The sequence below is a fragment of the Streptomyces sp. NPDC037288 genome (assembly GCF_055603265.1).
On record NZ_JBVJVY010000006.1, the window covers coordinates 1 to 17,740 of the forward strand.

Below are 17,740 nucleotides of genomic sequence, written 5' to 3' on the forward strand. Positions count from 1 at the left end.
CCTCAGAACTCGCAATGATTCGGAGACCTGGAGTGCTCACCTGCTGGCGGCTACGGACCGTAGTCTTCCCCACGGCCCGACAAGGCCCATTAGAGTCCCGCAGAAGGTGGGCTCCAGTGACCAGGGGAGAATCCAGGCGTGGGGCCTGGACGACGGCGACAACGCCGACACGCCCTTCCAGCCCGCCGACTGAGGTCTGGCCCGAACCTGATCAAGCTGTCATCCCTCGACCTGGCTACCCCGCAAGGGTCAGCTGTCGCCCATCCGCGACCCCAGCGTCAGCTGCGCCGTGTGCTCCTGGCCGTCCCGCTTGTAGGTGATCGTCACCTTGTCACCCGGCTTGTGGGTCCAGATCTCGCCGATCAGGGTCGGGCCGCTGTCGATCACCATGTCGTCCAGCTTGGTGATCACATCGCCGGGCTTGAGGCCCGCCTTGTCGGCCGGGCCGCCCGACTCGACCGGGGCGGCACCGGACGCCCCCTGGTCGGTGATCTTCGCGCCGCCGGTGGAGTCCGCCAGCGAGACGGAAGCGCCGATCTTGGCGTACACCGGCTTGCCGGTCTTGATCAGCTGCTGGGCGACGTACTTGGCCTGGTTGATCGGGATGGCGAAGCCCAGGCCGATCGAGCCGGACTGGCCGGAGCCGAAGCTGCCGCTGCTGCTCGACTGGATCGCGGAGTTGATGCCGATGACCGCGCCCGAGGCGTCCAGCAGCGGGCCGCCGGAGTTGCCCGGGTTGATCGACGCGTCGGTCTGCAGGGCGCTCATGTACGACGCCTTGCTGGTGGAGCTGCCGTCGCTGGAGGCCACCGGGCGGTTCTTGGCGCTGATGATGCCGGTCGTCACCGTGTTGGACAGGCCGAAGGGCGCGCCGATGGCGATCGTCTCGTCGCCCACGGCCACCTTGTCGGAGTCGCCGAGGGCGAGCGGCTTGAGGTCCGACGGGGCGTTCTTGAGCTTGATGACGGCGACGTCGTAGCCCTGCGCGTGGCCGACGATCTCGGCGTCGTACTTCCTGCCGTCGGGGAACGTGGCCGTGAGCTTGCCGCCGTCCACCGCGTCCGCCACCACGTGGTTGTTGGTGACGATGTGTCCCTGCTTGTCGAAGACGAAGCCGGTGCCGGTGCCACCCTCGCCGCTGGTGCTCTCCGCCTCGATGGTGACCGTGCTGGGCAGCGCCCGGGCGGCCACGTTGGCGATCGTGCCGGGGGCGCGCTTGATCTGCGCGGCGCTGCTGTCGGAGGCGGAGACGGTGGTGGAGCCGCCGCTGTCGTTGTTCTTGGCCAGGGTGTAGCCGAGGCCGCCGCCCATGCCGCCCGCGACCAGCGCGGCCACCAGGACCGCGGCGACGAGGCCGCCGCGCCCGCTGCGGGGCTTGGGGGCGGGCTGCTGGTACGACGCTCCCCAGCCGCCGGCGCCACCCGCGCCGCCGAAGCCGGCGGCACCGCCCGCGCCGTAGGCCAGCCCGTCGCCGTACGGCGGGGTGGCCGACGGCGGAGGCGGCCAGGAGCCGTCGGGGGCCGGGCCGGAGCCGTGCGGGGGGCCGGCCGGGCCCGCCGGTGCCTCGGCGGCGGCCGGAAGGTCCTGGGGCACCGGCGGAAGCGGAGCCGTCGGCGCGTTCCCCTCGGGCGCGGAGCCCTGCGGGGAGGCGGGAGAGGCCACCGGCACGGGAGGCGCCGACGGGGCCGGGGGTACCTCGTTGCCCTCGTTCTCGGTGCTCACAGCTCTTCTCCTCGATCCACGGCTGTTGTGTCCCGTTGTATGCAGTCAGCTTTTCCCACGGGCCGTCAGAGCACGATAAGCGGTGGCTGTGGGTCCGGGGGTTCTCTTTATATAAGACCATTCAGGCAAAAGTTATATAAATGAACAGAGTGGATGACGTCGTTCGCCGCACGGACGCGTCCGCGCCGCCACGCGTACCCCGCGACGGTGGCACCATGACGCGGTGACCCACGCACCACACCGCTCCCTGCAGGTCGTAGCCCACCGAGGCGCCTCCGAAGACGCGCCAGAGCACACCCTGGCCGCCTACAAGAAGGCGATCGAGGACGGCGCCGACGCCCTCGAGTGCGACGTACGGCTGACCGCCGACGGCCATCTGGTCTGCGTTCACGACCGGCGAGTGAACCGTACCTCCAACGGCCGCGGCGCCGTCTCCGCACTGGAACTGGCCGATCTCGCCGCCCTCGACTTCGGTTCCCGGAAGACGCGCGAGGCCTGGCGCGGGCGGGACGAGGAGCCCGACTGGGTGTCCCGTCCGGAAGACCCCGCGGACACTTCCGTGCTCACCCTGGAGCGTCTGCTGGAGCTGGTCGCGGACTCCGGGCGGCGGGTGGAGCTGGCCATCGAGACCAAGCACCCGACGCGCTGGGCGGGCCAGGTCGAGGAGCGGCTGCTGACGCTGCTGAAGCGGTTCGGCCTGGACGCACCGGCCTCCGCCGCCGAGTCCCCGGTCCGGATCATGAGCTTCTCCGCGCGTTCGCTGCAGCGCGTGCGTGCCGCCGCGCCCACGCTGCCGACCGTCTACCTGGTGCAGTTCCTCACCCCGCGGCTGCGCGACGGGCGGCTGCCCGCGGGCGTGCGGATCGCGGGGCCCTCGATCCGCATCGTGCGCAACCACCCCGCCTATGTGGAACGGCTCAAACGCGCCGGCCACCAGGTGCACGTGTGGACCGTGAACGAGCCCGAGGACGTCGATCTCTGCGTGGAACTGGGCGTCGACGCCGTCATCACCAACCGGCCGGGCGCCGTCCTGCGCCAGTTGGGGCGGGTGTGACCTCAAGAGGCCGGTAAAGAGCTGTGCACATGCCTTGACCCGGCTGTGCGACTGCTGGATTCTCCCTCTCGGCCACACCATTGAAATCCAGCCATACGACACCAGAGAAAAAGGGCCTTCGTCACAGGGAGTGCTCCGGCGCGTTCGCTCCGTACGGGGCCGTTGCGAATGCGTCACCGGAAGGGGATTGGCCGGTTTCCGGTACAGGCCAATGGGGCATCCACACCGTGGCGTGGGGCAAAGGAGGTCTCGGGGGTGGCGTTGGTGGTGGCACAGGAGGTGCCCACGTCGTCGAGCATGGCCGTACCCCATGGCCCTGCGGGCGTGGGGAAGGCGAGGCACCGGATGCGTGCGCAGTTGCGCAGCGGTGGCGTGGCCGAATCGGTCATCGACGACGCCGTACTGATCCTTTCCGAACTTTTGAGCAATGCCTGCAAACACGGGCGGCCCCTGGGGGACGCGCTGTCGGGCGACGGCGACGTGCGCGCCGCGTGGCGGGTCGACGCGCGCGGCCGGCTCATCGTCGAGGTGACGGACGGCGGCGGTCCGACCCGGCCGGCGCCGGCCACCCCGTCGGTGACCGCGCACGGCGGGCGCGGGCTGAACATCGTCGAGGCCCTCGCCGACGACTGGGGCGTCCGGGACGACGTCCACGGCGAGGTGACGGTCTGGGTGGTGGTCCACGACGACGTGCACGATCCGGATGCCGGGGGCCGCCCGGACGGTTTCGCTACGCGCGTCACAGCCCCCACCCTCCCGGACATGTCCGGCCTGGACTTCGCCAGGGCCTTCGAGGACCTGGACTGACCTTCCAGGACGGGGAAGTTGTCCACAGGTTCACTCCCCCGGCGTCGGGCGGGCGTGCGTTGTCCACAGGTCCCCGCCGGTCACGGCACGAACGGCTAGGCTCCCGCCCGTACGAGAAGAGCCGTAACCGGGAGACACCCACGATGGCCAAGAAGCGACCCCAGACGAAGGCCGAGCGGCCGCAGCTCAGCGATGCAGAGGTCCCGGTGGTCGGCGCCCGTGAGCCCTGCCCCTGCGGCAGCGGCCGGCGCTACAAGGCGTGCCACGGCCGGGCCGCGGCGCACGCGGCGACCGAGCTGGTGCAGCGCCCGTTCGAGGGGCTGCCCGGTGAGTGCGACTGGGTGGCGCTGCGCGAGCTGGTGCCGGCCGCGACGGTCGAGCTGACCCTCAAGGACGGCCTGCCCGAGGGCGTCCCCTCCATCACGCTCGCCACGGTGCTGCCGATGGCCTGGCCCGCCCTGCGCCGCGACGACGGCTCGGTGCTGCTCGGCCTGCAGAACGACACGGCGTCCGGCGACCTCAGCCGCGACCTCGCCGACATCCTCCAGCGCGCGTTCCAGGCCGACCCCGGCACTCCGGTGCAGGGCCGCCGCGCCCCGGCCGGCGGTCCGCGCCTGCAGGACCTGCTCGACCCCGAGGCGCCGTTCGAGCCGGTCGTGCACAGCGGCTTCGAGTTCTGGGTGCCGGACGCGGAGAACGCCACGCCGGAGGTGACCGCCTCCCTGGAGCGGGCCAACGCCGCCGCCATCCCGACGGCGAAGCTCGCCGGCGTGGACGCCGCGTACTGGTGCCAGACCCCGGAGAAGAACCACCTGCGCTGGGTCATGCCGCACCCGGAGGAGCAGCTTCTGGACGCTCTCGCGCGGCTGCACGCGGCGGGCCGCTCCAGCCTGGGCGAGGGCACCCGGCTCGTGGGCTCCTTCCGTGCTCACGGCCTCACGGTGCCCGTCTGGGACCTGCCGAGCGGGGTCACGGCGGAGGACGTGGAGAAGCCGGCCGCCGAGTTCGCCGAGCGGCTCGCCGCCGCCCTGACCGCCGGCGAGCCGCTCACGGCGGACGAGCGCCGGGCGCGCGGCGGACTGACCAACCGGCAGGTCACGCTCAGCTGACGGCATGCGCGCGGGGCCGCGGCTGAACGGTCGGTAAGGCGTGGCCGCGGCCCGCGCAACGGGTGACTCCTGTCACAACTCCCCGTTGTGACAGGGAAATCGGTGGCTGAATGACCGAGGCGGAATTTGCGAACCGCCGATCTCTTGTTACCGTTCCAGTAGCCCGGTTGCTGGTGCATCCCCCGTCGCCAGCAACCGGGTCTTTCCATCTCCGCGCACGGCGTACAACGTGCCGCGGACCGTCAACTCCCCTTCTGGATGACGGAGTTGCCGTCGACGTCCGCCGAGTCGCTGCCCGAGCGCAGCAGCAGGGCCCCGTCGGCTCCGCGCGAGGCGAACTCGGTGACCGCCGTGTAGGCGTCCGGTCCCCCCTCGCTGTGCCGGCGTGGTGTCTCGCAGGTGGCGGGCTCGTCGTCCGTACTCGTGACACAGCGCATCTGCAGTGTGCGGCCGTCCGGACCCATCAGGCTCAGCACGGAGTCCAGCGGCTTGCCGGTGGCGTTGCGGTAGTAGGTGCGGGCCCAGGTGTCCTGGCCCTGGGTCAGCACACAGGTCTGCGCCTCGATGCCGTCCGGAGAGGTCAGCTGGGGGCCGCACCGCGCGGCGGTGTCCAGGCCGAGCCCGAGCAGCCGGGGTGCCGGGTCGGACGGCGGAATCTTGCCGTCCGCGGACCCGGTGTCGTCCTCGCGGGAGCCGGCGCCGTTCTCGCTCCCGGAGGCCTTCTCCCGCCCTGACTTCTCCCCGCCGTGCGGCTTTGCAGCCGCCGCGTGCCGGGCCGCCTCGCCCACCTGCACCGCGGACGCCACCGCCAGCGGCAGCACGACCGCGGCCGTCACACCACCGAAGAGCGCGACCAGCCGCAGCCTGTGGGATTCCGGTCCGCCCCGCTGTGGCGATCTACGGCCGTGCCGCCCGGAGTGTCGACGGCCATGTCCCCCAGAAATTCGCAGCATGTGCGGAAGATAACGATCGGGTGGGCTCGCCCGCCGCGACCGTGCCGGAGACTCCTACAACTCGGGTGCGATCACACCCGTACGAGTGAGGGCGTCGACCACGGCGTCGACCACGGCCTCCACATCGGGCACCCACGGCGCGGCCGAACCCGGCAACGGGGCGCGCTCCCAGCGGACGCCGCCCTGGCCGGTCTCGGACGGGGGCAGGGCGAGATAGCCGCCCTCGCCGTGGAAGCGCAGGGAGCCGGGGACGAAGTCCTTGGCGTAGAGCAGCTCGCCCAGCTGCTCCATGGAGTACGGCTTGACGAGCAGCGCCCAGCGGTTCGGCGCGGCGATCACCGGGCCCAGGCGCATGCCCCGCCGGTCGAGCAGGGCGAGGGCACGCGAGGCGGCGAGTGCCGGCAGGCTGACCGCGCAGGGCGCCCCGCCTCCGGTGGCCAGGATGATCGGCGCGCTCGGCCGGTTGGTCCACCACCAGCGCACCATGCGCGCGTCGGTCGTGGCGGTGAGCAGGCCGGGGTCGAAGGGGTGCGCACCGGGCACCGCGCACTCGGGATCGGGGCAGGCGCAGCGGGCCCGCCCCTGCGGGTCGGGGGCCACGCCCGGGAGTACGGGCCACTGCCACTCGGTCGCGAAGGTCAGGGCCGCGTCGATCAGCTCAGACCTTCCGTCGTTCCGCCCGGGCTTCCCGTCATTCCGCCTGGACAGGAGCCTGCGTCGCCTTCCGAGGATCTCGCGCATGAGCGCTCGTTCCTTTCCGTTGCACCGCTGGCAACACCGTGGTCCACATCACAACATGTGTCGATCACTTCACTGTGCGTACCTGTGGGCGCATCACACCCCCGCGCACGGCAGGGGGAACCCCAAGGGGTCGAGCATGGGCCGCGTCCGCGTTTCCTGGTGCGTCCGTCAAATGCACGGGTGCGGCGCGGGGGTGGCGAAGTATGGCGTTTTGCCGTCGCGCGTGTTTCTCTCCGCCTCCGCCAGGGAGGATGGGGCTCGGCCGTCGGTGGCTAAGACGCCCGGGTCCGTCGCCAGGTTCCGGGTGGCCCCCAACCACCCCTGGCCTTCTCCGAGTACGTACCCATCACGACCGCTGTGACGCTCCGTGGAGCAGGGCCAGTCGACCGCAATGAACCGATCCCCGAGGCAGTTTTAAGCCAACTTGGCAGTAAGGCAAGGGGTTCGGAGGAAACCCTCACGAACCCCATGGACACCAGGAATCCCCGCAGGACAATGCTGGACATCCCCTCACGAGTGCGTGTACATGTGGAGACACTGCTAGCGGCGCAGAATGACATGGGGGTTTGCGATGCTTTTCAGCAATACGCACCGGTCTGAAGGCCGGACGCCATGACCGCCCCGCACCCTGCGAAAGTGGCTGGAATCGATCCCACGCTTCCCACGCCCGCACACACTGTCGCGCCCGCTCCCCCCGACCCCGGCGCCGGCCCCTCCCCGGAGACCCCTTCCGTGCCCGCCCCGCACGGCCCCGCCCCCGGCGCCCTCCTCCAGGACCGGCTGGCCGGCTGGGTCTCGGACCTCACCACCCTCCACGAACTCACCGAGCGCCTGTCCCGCACGGACACGCTGGAAGGCACCCTCCAGGAGCTGCTGCGCGCCGGGGCCGCACTCGTCGGCGCCCGCCGCGGCCTCGTCGCCCTGGAGCCCGGTGACGGACTCGGCCCCCGCACCACCCTCGGCCTCGGCCTCGGCCGCGCCGACCTCGGCCACATCGAGACCGTCCCGCGCGGCGCACTGCCGTACGACACCGGCACCGCCGCCGAGATCGTCCACCCCGACCTGCTCGCCGAGGACGGCCTCGACCCCCGCCACCGCGAGGTGGCCGCCCGCCTCGGCTACGCCGCCAGCTACGCCCTGCCCCTGGCCACCGAATCCGCCGGCCGCTTCGGCGCCGCCGTCTGGTTCTACGACGAGCCGGCCGAACCCCACGAACGCCGGCGCCACCTCGCCGGCCTCTACGTCCGGCACGCCACCGAGCACCTCGCCCGGCTGCTGGAAGTGGAGCGCACGCGCGCGTGCGTGGCGACCCTCGCCGAGGAACTCCTGCCCACCCGGCTGCCCCGGGTGCCCGGCGTCCAGCTCGCCGCCCGCCGCCGCACCGGCCCGCGCGGCGGTGGCGACTGGTACGACGCGCTGCCGCTGCCGGACGCCGCGCTCGGGCTCTCCGTCGGCTCGGTCACCGGCTCGGGGCCGAGCGCCGTCGCCGCCATGGGCCGGCTGCGCGCCTCGCTGCGCGCCTACGCGGTGATGGAGGGCGAGGACCCGGTCGCCGTCCTGTCGGACCTGGAGCTGCTGCTGCGGCTGACCGAGCCCGCCCGCTCGGCCACCGCCCTGTTCGCCTACTGCGAGCCCGCCCTGCGCAAGATCACCCTGGCCGGCGCCGGACACAGCCCGCCACTGCTGATCGGCGAGCGGCGCACCGAGTTCGCCGAGACCTCCGTCTCCGCACCGCTCGGCATGCTCGCCTGCTGGGAGGCGCCCAGCGTGGAGGTCCAGGCCGAGGCCGGTGAGACGGTTCTGCTGTACACCGACGGGCTGCTGCACCGTACCGGCGACTCCATGGACCGCGCCTTCGCCCGGCTGCACTCGGCCGCCGCGAGCATCCCGCGCGCCGTGCGCCACGACCCCGGCGCCGTCGCCGACCACGTCCTGCGTACCGTCCTGCCGGACGGCCTGGACACGGCCGACAGCGAGGAGGACGTCGTCCTGCTGGCGGCCCGCTTCGACTGAGCCCACCTGGAATGACCGGGCATAACAGGGCATCCGGCCCTGGCCCGCTCCCGGTACGACCGTACGATGATGGAGGTCCCCGCTCGGCCACAAGCAGGAGCGTCGCGGGCCCCGGGGGAGATCACCAGGCGTATCGAGGAGGATCACGTGTCCGACGAGCTCAACCCGGCTGTGCCCGATTCTGCTACCGCAGAGGGCCCCGAGACCGAGTCCGAGGAGACCGTCAAGCAGCGGAAGAACGGCCTGTACCCGGGCGTCTCCGACGAGCTGGCCGAGAACATGAAGTCCGGCTGGGCCGACACCGAGCAGCGTGACCTGCAGCCCGTCCCGCAGGCCGCCGAGACCGCGCGCCGCCGCGCCGCCCTCTCCGCCCGCTTCCCGGGCGAGCGCCTGGTCATCCCGGCGGGCAACCTGAAGACCCGCTCGAACGACACCGAGTACCCCTTCCGCGCCTCCGTCGAGTACGCCTACCTCACCGGCAACCAGACCGAGGACGGCGTCCTGGTCCTGGAGCCCACCGCGGACGGCCACGAGGAAACGATCTACCTCCTGCCCCGCTCGGACCGCGAGAACGGCGAGTTCTGGCTCTCCGGCCAGGGCGAGCTGTGGGTGGGCCGCCGCCACTCCCTCACCGAGTCCGAGGCGCTCTACGGCATCCCGGCCGCCGACGTGCGCGAGCTGGCGGACACGCTGCGCGAGGCCACCGGCCCGGTCCGCGTGGTGCGCGGCCACGACGCCGGCATCGAGGCCGCCCTGACCGACAAGGTCACCGCCGAGCGCGACGAGGAGCTGCGCGTCTTCCTCTCCGAGGCCCGGCTGGTCAAGGACGCGTTCGAGATCGGCGAGCTGCAGAAGGCCGTCGACTCGACGGTGCGCGGCTTCGAGGACGTCGTGAAGGTCCTCGACAAGGCCGAGGCCACCTCCGAGCGCTACATCGAGGGCACGTTCTTCCTCCGCGCGCGCGTGGAGGGCAACGACGTCGGCTACGGCTCCATCTGCGCCGCCGGCCCGCACGCCTGCACCCTCCACTGGGTGCGCAACGACGGCCCGGTCCGCTCCGGCGACCTGCTCCTGCTCGACGCCGGCGTGGAGACCCACACCCTCTACACCGCCGACGTCACGCGCACGCTGCCGGTCAACGGCACGTACAGCGAGATCCAGAAGAAGATCTACGACGCCGTGTACGAGGCCCAGGAGGCCGGTATCGCGGCCGTCAAGCCGGGCGCCAAGTACCGCGACTTCCACGACGCCGCCCAGCGCGTGCTCGCCGAGAGGCTCGTCGAGTGGGGCCTGGTCGAGGGCCCGGTCGAGCGCGTCCTGGAGCTGGGCCTGCAGCGCCGCTGGACCCTGCACGGCACCGGCCACATGCTCGGCATGGACGTCCACGACTGCGCCGCCGCGCGGACCGAGACGTACGTGGACGGTGTCCTGGAGCCGGGCATGGTGCTCACCGTCGAGCCGGGGCTGTACTTCCAGGCCGACGACCTGACCGTGCCGCAGGAGTACCGGGGGATCGGCGTCCGGATCGAGGACGACATCCTGGTGACGGAGGACGGCAACCGGAACCTGAGCGCCGCGCTGCCGCGGCGGTCTGACGAGGTCGAGGCTTGGATGGCCTCGCTGAAGGGCTGATCTGCGTTTGAATGGCCGGGTACCGGAGTGGTGCCCGGCCATTCGTCTGCGGGTAGTCGGTGGCTGGTCGCGCTCACGCGGCGAAGCCGCATATCGGCACAGCCCCGCGCCCCTTCGGGGCGCGCTGCACTCACGGGGGTGGACAAGTGGACGACGGCTTCTGGGCCGGCTTCGGCGTCGATCTGCATCTGGAGCCGGACTCGGTGGACGGGCGCCGGGCCGGGCTCGAACGGGCGCTCAGGGACGCCGTACGCGACGGGCGGCTCGCGCCGGGGACCCGGCTGCCCGCCACCCGGCGGCTCGCCGCCGACCTCGGCATCTCGCGCGGCACCGCCAAGGCCGCCTACGACCAGCTCGTCGCCGAGGGGTATCTGACGGCACGTCAGGGTTCGGGTACCCGGGTCGCCGAACTGCCGGCCGTCGAGTCGGCGGAACCCGGCACGGCGACAGGCCCGCGTGCCCCGCGTTTCGATCTGCGCCCCGGCAGCCCGGACGTCGGCGCGTTCCCGGCGGCGGCCTGGCTGCGCGCACTGCGCCGGGCCATAGCGACGGCGCCCTCACTGGCGTACGACTACGGCGACCCGCGCGGCCGGATCGAGCTGCGCACGGCGCTCTCCGGCTATCTGGGGCGGGCGCGCGGGGTACTCGCGCCGCCGGAGCGGATCGTCGTCACCTCCGGGTACGTCCAGGGCCTCGCGCTCCTCACCCGCGTGCTGGACGGCGCCGCCGTCGCCATGGAGGACCCCGGGCTGCCGTTCCACCGGGAGGTGGTGCGGCGCAACGGCGGAACGGTCCTGCCGGTAACGGTCGACGCGCGCGGGGTGCGTCCCGAGGAGCTGGGCGAGGCGGCGGCGGTGGTCGTCACCCCGGCGCACCAGTACCCCACCGGGGTGACCCTGCGTCCCGAGCGGCGGCGGGCGCTCGGCGACTGGGCACGCGCGCGTGGCGGGCTGATCGTCGAGGACGACTACGACGGGGAGTTCCGCTACGACCGCCAGCCGGTGGGCGCGTTGCAGGGCATGGCGCCCGGCCAGGTGGTGTACCTCGGCACGGCCTCCAAGACGCTCGGCCCGGCACTTCGGCTCGGCTGGATGGTCCTGCCGCCGCACCTGGTCGACGCGGTCGCCGACGCCAAGCTGCACAGCGACCACCACACCGAGACCATCGGCCAGCTGGCCCTCGCCGAACTGATCGACAGCCATGCCTACGACCGGCACGTCCGCGCGTGCCGGCTGCGCTACCGGCGCCGCCGCGACCAGCTGCTGGACCGCCTGGGCGCGGGCCGCGGCGTGCACGGCATCGCGGCCGGCCTGCACGCCCTGATCGACGTTCCCGACGAGACCGAGGTGCTGGCCCGCGCGCAGGCGGAGGGCCTCGCCCTCGGCACCCTCGGCGACCACTGGCACACCCGCGGACCCGGCCGCCCGCAGGGCCTGGTCGTCGGCTACGGGACGCCCCGCGAACGGGCGTATCCGGAGGCGCTGGAGGTCCTGGCGAAGGTCCTGGACAGGGGCTGAGCGCGTCCGGCACATCCTCACAGGTCCGGGTCGCGGTCGTGCAGGATCCGCTGGAAGAGCCGGCAGTCCCGCCACTCACCGTCGATGTGCAGGTACTTCGGGGCCAGGCCGATCGGTTCGAACCCGGACTTCGTCAGGACCCGCTGCGAGCCGGTGTTCGCGAGCAGCGTGGAGGCCTCGATCCGGTGCAGCCCCACCGTGTCCCGCGCGATCCGGCAGATCCGCTCCACCGCGGCCGTGGCCAGACCGCGGCTCTGCCGGTCCGCGGCCACCCAGTAGCCGAGGCAGGCACTGCGGAAGGGGCCCCGGACGATCCCGGTCAGGGTGATGGTCCCGGCGATCCGGCCGTCCGCCGCCTCGAACACCAGGGGGACCGCCGCACCCGCCGAGAACAGCCGCAGCAGCCCCTCGATCCGCTCGCGCTGCCCCGCCCCGGTGAAGAAGGACTCCGGCCGGCGCGGCTCCCACGGCCGCAGATGCTCGCGGTTGTCCAGGTAGGCCGTGCACAGCGCGTTCGCGTCGGCGAGCGTCAGAAGTCGCAGTGTCACACCGGGCGCTATGCCGGCGCTCTCGATCTCCATGCCCTTCACTATGCCGTGAGCAGTGAAGGATCCTTCTTCCACTTGAGGATCTTGTCGAAGCTGACCACCGTGCCACCGCGGCCGGGCTTGGGCCCGATGTGGACGTGGTCGGCGAGTTCGCGGATGAGACACAGACCGCGGCCGTGCTCGGCGTCCGGGCGGGCGGGCCGGATCTCGTGGGCGCGGGACAAGCCCGGTCCGGAATCGGCCACTTCGATGCGGCACTTCTCACCGTCGAGGTACGCGGTCACCCGGTACGCCTCCGAGGAGCCGCCGTTCGGGACGTCACCGCCGTGCTCGACGGCGTTGGCGCAGGCCTCGCTCAGGGCGACGGAGAGGTCGTAGGAGATCTCGGGATCGACGCCCGCCGTCTCCATGGTGCCGATCAGCAGACGCCGGGCGAGCGGCACGCTCGCGGCCTCGCGGCGCAGATGGAGTGACCACCAGATGCTCATGCTCCAGCCTCCTGGCCGCGGCTCGACATACCGATACGTATTGCCGCCCATAGCTGTCCGTAAGCACACCGTTGACGTGACTCCGCCCATACAGCCGATGCGCCGGGGGAGGAATCGGTGTATGAGGGACGTTCCCGCGGCCCTGCCGTAGGACGCCGATAAGCACAGTGCGATGATGAGGCCGCCATGACTGCCCCCCACCCGCGCACGGCGCGCCCCGGAGCCGGGCTCCGGATGCTGCGGGCCGCGGTGTTCGCCGCGGTCTGTGTCGCGCTGGCCGCGTGCGGGCACTCCCTCGCCTCCTGCGCGGGTGTGCCGCTGTGGACGCTGGGTGCGGGCTTCCTCGGCTGTCTGCTGCTCGTGGTGCCGCTCGCCGGGCGGGCCCGGTCACTGCCGGGCATCGCCGCGCTCCTCGCACTCGCCCAGACCGCGCTGCACGCGCTGTTCGGGCTGGGCGGGCACGGAGTCGCCATGGCCTCGGGCGGGACGACCTCGGGCGGCATGGCGATGGCGGCACCGGGTGGGCGCGGCTCCTCGTTGAGCGACACCGCGCTCGTGGAGCAGGCCGCGCGCTTCCTGTGCGGGTCGAACCCCACCTCCCTCACCCCCGGTCGCGCCTTCCACGTCCTGTTCACCGCCCACCTCATCGACCGCTCGGGCCGGCCCGTGACCGTCCTGCGGGGCATGTACCACGCCCAGGACGCCACCGGCTCCTCCGCGGGGCTGCTGCCCTCGCTGCCGATGCTGCTCGGCCACGTCCTCGCGGCCGTCGCCGCCGGCTGGCTGCTGCGCCGCGGCGATCTGGCCCTGCTGCGGCTGATCGAGCTGTCGGCGCACGGAGTCGCGGAGGGGGCGCTCGTACGGTCCCTGCGGGCGGCGCTCGCGCTGGCGCACGCCCTGTGCGCCGGGCTGCTGCCCGCCTCCGCACCGGGTCCGCTCGGCCGTCGTACCGCGCGGGACGAGGCACCCGGCCCGCACACCACCGCACTCCAGCACACGGTGATCCGGCGCGGTCCGCCCGCCGCCGGTTTCCTCCTCGCCGCCTGACGCGACGCGCGCCACTCCCCGGGAGAGGCTGCCGCCGTCGCGTGGCACGCGCGCGTGCGCACCCGTGCCCCCACCGAGTGGCACGGCCCCGCACCCGCGTACCTCTCTTCGTCACCGGACTCTCAGAGTGGAGTGCTCCTGCCATGCAGGCTTCTCGTATCGCGTCCCGTCGCGCCGTCTCCCGCCGTACCGCCTCCCGTCTCGCCGCCGCGGGCACCCTCGCGGGTACGGCCGTACTGGCGCTGTCCGCCCCCGCCTTCGCGCACGTCACCGTGCAGCCGGAGACCCCCGCCGCCAAGGGCGGCTACGCCGTCGTCGACTTCAAGGTCCCCAACGAGCGCGACAAGACCTCCACCACCAAGGTCGAGGTCAGCCTCCCGGCCGACCACCCGATCGCCTCGGTCATGGCCCAGCCCGTCCCCGGCTGGAACGTGCAGGTCACCAAGTCCAAGCTGGCCAAGCCGCTGACCGTGCACCACGAGAAGATCGACGAGGCCGTCACCAAGGTCACCTGGACGGCCGCCGACGGCAAGGGCATCCAGCCCGGCTACTTCCAGAAGTTCCCGCTGTCCCTGGGCGCCCTGCCCGACAACACCGACCAGCTCGTCTTCAAGGCGGTCCAGACGTACTCCGACAAGGAGGTCGTCCGCTGGATCGAGGTGCCGCGGGCCGGCCAGGACGAGCCGGAGAACCCGGCGCCGGTGCTGGAGCTGTCCGCCACGACCGACGACCACCACGGCACGGCGAGCGCCAAGGACGCCTCCGACACGAACGGGAACGCGGCCGCCGCCACCGGCTCCGGCTCCGGCTCCGGCTCCGACACCACCGCACGCGTGCTCGGCGTGGTCGGCATCGCCGTCGGCGTCGCGGGCGTGGCCTACGGCGTCCTCGCGGGCCGCCGCCGCACCGTCTGAGCCCCACCGCTTCCGGACCGCGCACGGGGGTCGTACGACGCGTGCGACGCTGTCATGGCCGTCGTCATGGCTCTCGTACGACCCCGGTGCGCGCCGGAGTACTCACATCTGGGACATTTTTCTATGCGCAAGAAGACGTTCGCCGCGGCCGCGCTGCTCGCCGCCGCCACCCTGACCCTCTCCGCCTGCGGCAGCGGGCACGACGGCAATTCACCGGTCGCAGTGGTCTCGGAGGAGTCCGACTCGGGCAAGGCCGCCATCGTCCTCGACAAGCCCTTCGAGAAGCCGGACCTCGTCCTCACCGACACGCACGGCAAGAAGTACGACCTCCGCAAGGAGACCCAGGGCCGTCCGACCCTGCTGTACTTCGGCTACACCCACTGCCCCGACATCTGCCCGACGACGATGAGCAACATCGCCGTCGCCAAGAAGGCGCTGCCCAAGGCCGAGCAGAACGACCTGAGGGTCGTGTTCGTCACCACCGACCCCGGCCGTGACACCCCGGCCGAGCTGGGCAAGTGGCTCAAGGGCATCGACCCGCAGTTCATCGGCCTGACCGGGGACTTCCCCACCATCCAGGCCGGTGCCCGCTCGGTCGGCATCACCGTGGAGCCGACGACGAAGGACAAGAACGGCAAGCTCGTCTCCGTCCACGGCACCCAGGTCATCGCCTTCTCGCCGAAGACGGACGGCGGTTATGTCTACTACGGCGAGAACGCCACGGTCGACGACTACACCAAGGGTCTGCCCGAGATCGTCAAGGGGGAGAAGCCGTGAGGCGCCACGCCCTTGTGACGGCGGCTGTCTGCACCGGTGCCCTCGCCCTGGCGGGCTGCTCGGACTCCGGGTCCGGCTCCGGGCCCGGGTCGGCGAAGGCCGAGTTGTCGGTGAACGGGCCGTACATGCCGCAGCCGGTCTCCGCCGACATGGCCGCGGGCTTTCTGACGATCACCAACAAGGGCGGCGCGAAGGACGAGCTGACCGCGGTGAGCAGTGACGCCGCCGGCCAGGTCACCATGCACAGCACCATGGGCGGCGCCATGCGGGAGAAGACCTCCTTCGCCATACCCGCCCATGGTCAACTCGTGTTCAAAAGCGGCGGCAACCATCTGATGTTCGAGAAGCTGAAGCGCAAGCCGGAGCAGGGCCAGACGGTCGCCGTGAAGCTCACCTTCGCCAAGTCCGGGCCCCTCACCGTCGAGATGCCGGTGGAGTCCGCCACGTACCACCCGTCGACCGGCCACTGAGGAGGGACCGACCACCGTGACGCGGACCATCACCCCCACGCGACACCGGGGCAGCCTGCGCACCCTGGTGCTGCTGCTCCTCGCCGTCACCGGCGCACTGCTCGCGGGCGCCGGACCGGCCTCCGCCCACGCGGCGCTGACCGGCAGCGACCCCGCGCAGGGGGTGGTGGTCAAACAGGCACCCAGCCAGGTGGCGCTCACCTTCTCCGAGAAGGTGGCGATGAACGACGACTCCCTGCGCGTCCTCGACCCCAAGGGCAAGCCGGTCCAGACCGGCAAACCCGCCAACCTGAGCGGGACGACGTACGCCGTGCGGCTCAGGAGCGGCCTGGGGAAGGGCACCTACACGGTCACCTACCAGGTCGTCTCGGCCGACAGCCACCCCGTCTCCGGCGCCTACACCTTCTCCATCGGGGCGCCCTCGCAGACCGTCGTCTCCGGCACCGGCCCGGTCGCGGGCGGTGGAGTCGTGGGCGGGCTCTACGCCTTCGGGCGGTACGCCTCGTACGCCGGGTTCATCGTGCTCGCGGGCGGCGCGGCCTTCGTGCTCGCCTGCTGGCAGCGGGGGGCGGGCGTACGGGCTCTGCAGCGGCTGGTCGTCGGCGGCTGGCTCACGCTCACCGCGGCCACCCTGTGGCTGCTGCTCCTGCGCGGCGCGTACACCACCTCCGGGAAGTTCGCCGACGTCTTCGACCTCGGCCTGCTCGGCCAGGTGCTGCAGACCAAGACCGGTGCGGCGCTGGTCTCCCGGCTGCTGCTGCTCGCCGCCGCCGCGCTGTTCATCGCCGTCCTCTTCGGCGCGTACACCAAGCGGGAGGAGGGCCAGGAGAAGCGCGATCTGACGTTCGGGCTCGCGGTCGGCGGTGTGGTCGTCGCGGTGGGGCTCGCGACCAGCTGGGCCATGGCCGAGCACGCCTCGGTCGGCCTCCAGCCCGGCATCGCCATGCCCGTCGACGTCGTCCACCTGCTCGCGGTCGCCGCGTGGCTGGGCGGGCTCACCGCCCTGCTGGTCGCCCTGTACCGGGCGCCCGCCGAGACACCGGTCCAGGCCGCCGCGGTGCGCCGTTTCTCCCGTGTGGCCCTCGGCTCCGTCATCGCGCTCGTCGCGACCGGCACGTACCAGTCCTGGCGCCAGCTGGGCTCCTGGCCGGCGTTCACCGACACCCGGTACGGACAACTGCTGCTGGTCAAGATCGGGCTGGTGGCGCTGCTGGTCGGCATCGCGTCGGTGTCGCGGCGGTGGACGGGCCGGCTCGCCGACACGGTCGCCGCCGCCGGGAAGAAGCCGGGGAAGGAGCGCGAGAAGGAGCGCGTCGCCGCGTCGAAGACGGCCGGAAAGAGCGACGGTACCGAAAACTCCCCGCGCGCCGCCCAGCTCGCCCGGCAACGGGCCGCGATGGACGCCGCCCGGCAGAAGCGGCTGCGGGACGGCGACCCGAACCGTTTCGGGCTGCGCCGCTCGGTGCTCGCCGAGGCCGGCGTCGCGGTCGTCCTGCTCGCCGTCACCACCTGGCTGACCCAGACCGAGCCGGGCCGTACCGAGCTGGACGCCAAGGCCGCCTCCACGTCCTCCTCCACCTCGGCCACGGCACCCTCGAACGGCGCGCTGACCCTGGACATGCCCTTCGACACCGGCGGCAGCGACGGCAAGGGCGTCGTCAGCATCGACCTCGACCCCGCGCGGGTGGGCGGCAACGAGATGCACGTGTACGTCCAGCGGCCCAACGGCCGGGCCTTCGACGTCCCCGAGGTGAAGGTCGCCTTCACCCTCGACGCGAAGAAGATCGGCCCGCTCCCTGTGGCCCCCGACCACATCACGACCGGCCACTGGTCGGCGAGCGGAGTGCAGATCCCCATGGCCGGCGACTGGAAGATCGCCGTGACCGTGCGGACCTCCGACATCGACCAGGTGACCGTCTCCAAGAACGCGCAGATCGGCTGAACGACA

Annotated in this window: 16 protein-coding genes; 11 read left to right on the forward strand and 5 right to left on the reverse strand. The window is 72.2% G+C overall.

The annotated features are described in order from the left end of the window. Window positions 1-249: 249 nt before the first annotated feature. Window positions 250-1,722, reverse strand: coding sequence for a S1C family serine protease (locus ACZ7GZ_RS08915; protein ID WP_471022238.1), 1,473 nt, complete (start codon window positions 1,720-1,722; stop codon window positions 250-252). A gap of 223 nt (window positions 1,723-1,945) precedes the next feature. Between ACZ7GZ_RS08915 and ACZ7GZ_RS08920 the strand changes: the two genes are divergently transcribed. From ACZ7GZ_RS08920 to ACZ7GZ_RS08930, 3 genes are all read left to right on the forward strand, one after another. Next, entirely contained in the window at window positions 1,946-2,776 is an 831-nt protein-coding gene (locus tag ACZ7GZ_RS08920) for a glycerophosphodiester phosphodiesterase (RefSeq protein WP_471022239.1), read from the forward strand. 168 nt (window positions 2,777-2,944) lie between these two features. Further along, window positions 2,945-3,583, forward strand: coding sequence for an ATP-binding protein (locus ACZ7GZ_RS08925; RefSeq protein ID WP_471022240.1), 639 nt, complete (start codon window positions 2,945-2,947; stop codon window positions 3,581-3,583). A gap of 143 nt (window positions 3,584-3,726) precedes the next feature. After that, window positions 3,727-4,692 (forward strand): DUF5926 family protein, encoded by a 966-nt coding sequence (locus tag ACZ7GZ_RS08930; RefSeq protein ID WP_471022241.1) that lies wholly within the window; start codon window positions 3,727-3,729, stop codon window positions 4,690-4,692. A 242-nt stretch (window positions 4,693-4,934) separates the two neighbouring features. Here ACZ7GZ_RS08930 and ACZ7GZ_RS08935 read toward each other — a convergent pair whose 3' ends face one another. Both ACZ7GZ_RS08935 and ACZ7GZ_RS08940 read right to left on the reverse strand, forming a co-directional pair. Continuing rightward, window positions 4,935-5,645: a hypothetical protein gene (locus tag ACZ7GZ_RS08935; RefSeq protein WP_471022243.1), complete on the reverse strand. Its 711-nt coding sequence runs from the start codon at window positions 5,643-5,645 to the stop codon at window positions 4,935-4,937. Window positions 5,646-5,699: 54 nt separating this feature from the next. Further along, the gene (locus tag ACZ7GZ_RS08940; RefSeq protein WP_471022245.1) at window positions 5,700-6,386 is read right to left on the reverse strand and encodes a bifunctional DNA primase/polymerase; all 687 of its coding nucleotides are present in this window, start codon (window positions 6,384-6,386) and stop codon (window positions 5,700-5,702) included. A 612-nt stretch (window positions 6,387-6,998) separates the two neighbouring features. On the opposite strand from ACZ7GZ_RS08940, the gene ACZ7GZ_RS08945 reads away from it, so the two are divergent. The 3 genes from ACZ7GZ_RS08945 (at window position 6,999) to pdxR (ending at window position 11,548) form a co-directional block, all read left to right on the forward strand. Further along, window positions 6,999-8,399, forward strand: a complete 1,401-nt coding sequence (locus ACZ7GZ_RS08945) for a PP2C family protein-serine/threonine phosphatase (RefSeq protein WP_471022246.1) — start codon at window positions 6,999-7,001, stop codon at window positions 8,397-8,399. A 147-nt stretch (window positions 8,400-8,546) separates the two neighbouring features. Then, on the forward strand, window positions 8,547-10,031 hold the full coding sequence (locus tag ACZ7GZ_RS08950; protein WP_471022248.1) for an aminopeptidase P family protein: 1,485 nt from the start codon (window positions 8,547-8,549) through the stop codon (window positions 10,029-10,031). A gap of 146 nt (window positions 10,032-10,177) precedes the next feature. Continuing rightward, on the forward strand, window positions 10,178-11,548 hold the full coding sequence (pdxR, locus tag ACZ7GZ_RS08955) for a MocR-like pyridoxine biosynthesis transcription factor PdxR (protein WP_471022250.1): 1,371 nt from the start codon (window positions 10,178-10,180) through the stop codon (window positions 11,546-11,548). Between the two features lie 17 nt (window positions 11,549-11,565). On the opposite strand, the gene ACZ7GZ_RS08960 is transcribed toward pdxR, so the two are convergent. Both ACZ7GZ_RS08960 and ACZ7GZ_RS08965 read right to left on the reverse strand, forming a co-directional pair. Continuing rightward, on the reverse strand, window positions 11,566-12,129 hold the full coding sequence (locus tag ACZ7GZ_RS08960; RefSeq protein WP_471022252.1) for a GNAT family N-acetyltransferase: 564 nt from the start codon (window positions 12,127-12,129) through the stop codon (window positions 11,566-11,568). An 8-nt stretch (window positions 12,130-12,137) separates the two neighbouring features. Beyond that, window positions 12,138-12,584 (reverse strand): ATP-binding protein, encoded by a 447-nt coding sequence (locus ACZ7GZ_RS08965; RefSeq protein WP_471022254.1) that lies wholly within the window; start codon window positions 12,582-12,584, stop codon window positions 12,138-12,140. 186 nt (window positions 12,585-12,770) lie between these two features. Between ACZ7GZ_RS08965 and ACZ7GZ_RS08970 the strand changes: the two genes are divergently transcribed. From ACZ7GZ_RS08970 to ACZ7GZ_RS08990, 5 genes are all read left to right on the forward strand, one after another. Then, window positions 12,771-13,631 carry a hypothetical protein gene (locus ACZ7GZ_RS08970; protein ID WP_471022255.1) on the forward strand — a complete coding sequence of 287 codons (861 nt, stop codon included), beginning with the start codon at window positions 12,771-12,773 and terminating at the stop codon, window positions 13,629-13,631. Window positions 13,632-13,774: 143 nt separating this feature from the next. After that, the gene (locus tag ACZ7GZ_RS08975; RefSeq protein ID WP_471022257.1) at window positions 13,775-14,545 is read left to right on the forward strand and encodes a YcnI family copper-binding membrane protein; all 771 of its coding nucleotides are present in this window, start codon (window positions 13,775-13,777) and stop codon (window positions 14,543-14,545) included. 123 nt (window positions 14,546-14,668) lie between these two features. After that, entirely contained in the window at window positions 14,669-15,322 is a 654-nt protein-coding gene (locus tag ACZ7GZ_RS08980; RefSeq protein WP_471022258.1) for an SCO family protein, read from the forward strand. Further along, window positions 15,319-15,792 carry a copper chaperone PCu(A)C gene (locus ACZ7GZ_RS08985; RefSeq protein WP_471022259.1) on the forward strand — a complete coding sequence of 158 codons (474 nt, stop codon included), beginning with the start codon at window positions 15,319-15,321 and terminating at the stop codon, window positions 15,790-15,792. The genes ACZ7GZ_RS08980 and ACZ7GZ_RS08985 overlap by 4 nt, the downstream gene beginning before the upstream one ends. Window positions 15,793-15,808: 16 nt before the next feature. Beyond that, on the forward strand, window positions 15,809-17,734 hold the full coding sequence (locus tag ACZ7GZ_RS08990) for a copper resistance CopC/CopD family protein (RefSeq protein WP_471022260.1): 1,926 nt from the start codon (window positions 15,809-15,811) through the stop codon (window positions 17,732-17,734). Window positions 17,735-17,740 lie beyond the last annotated feature (6 nt).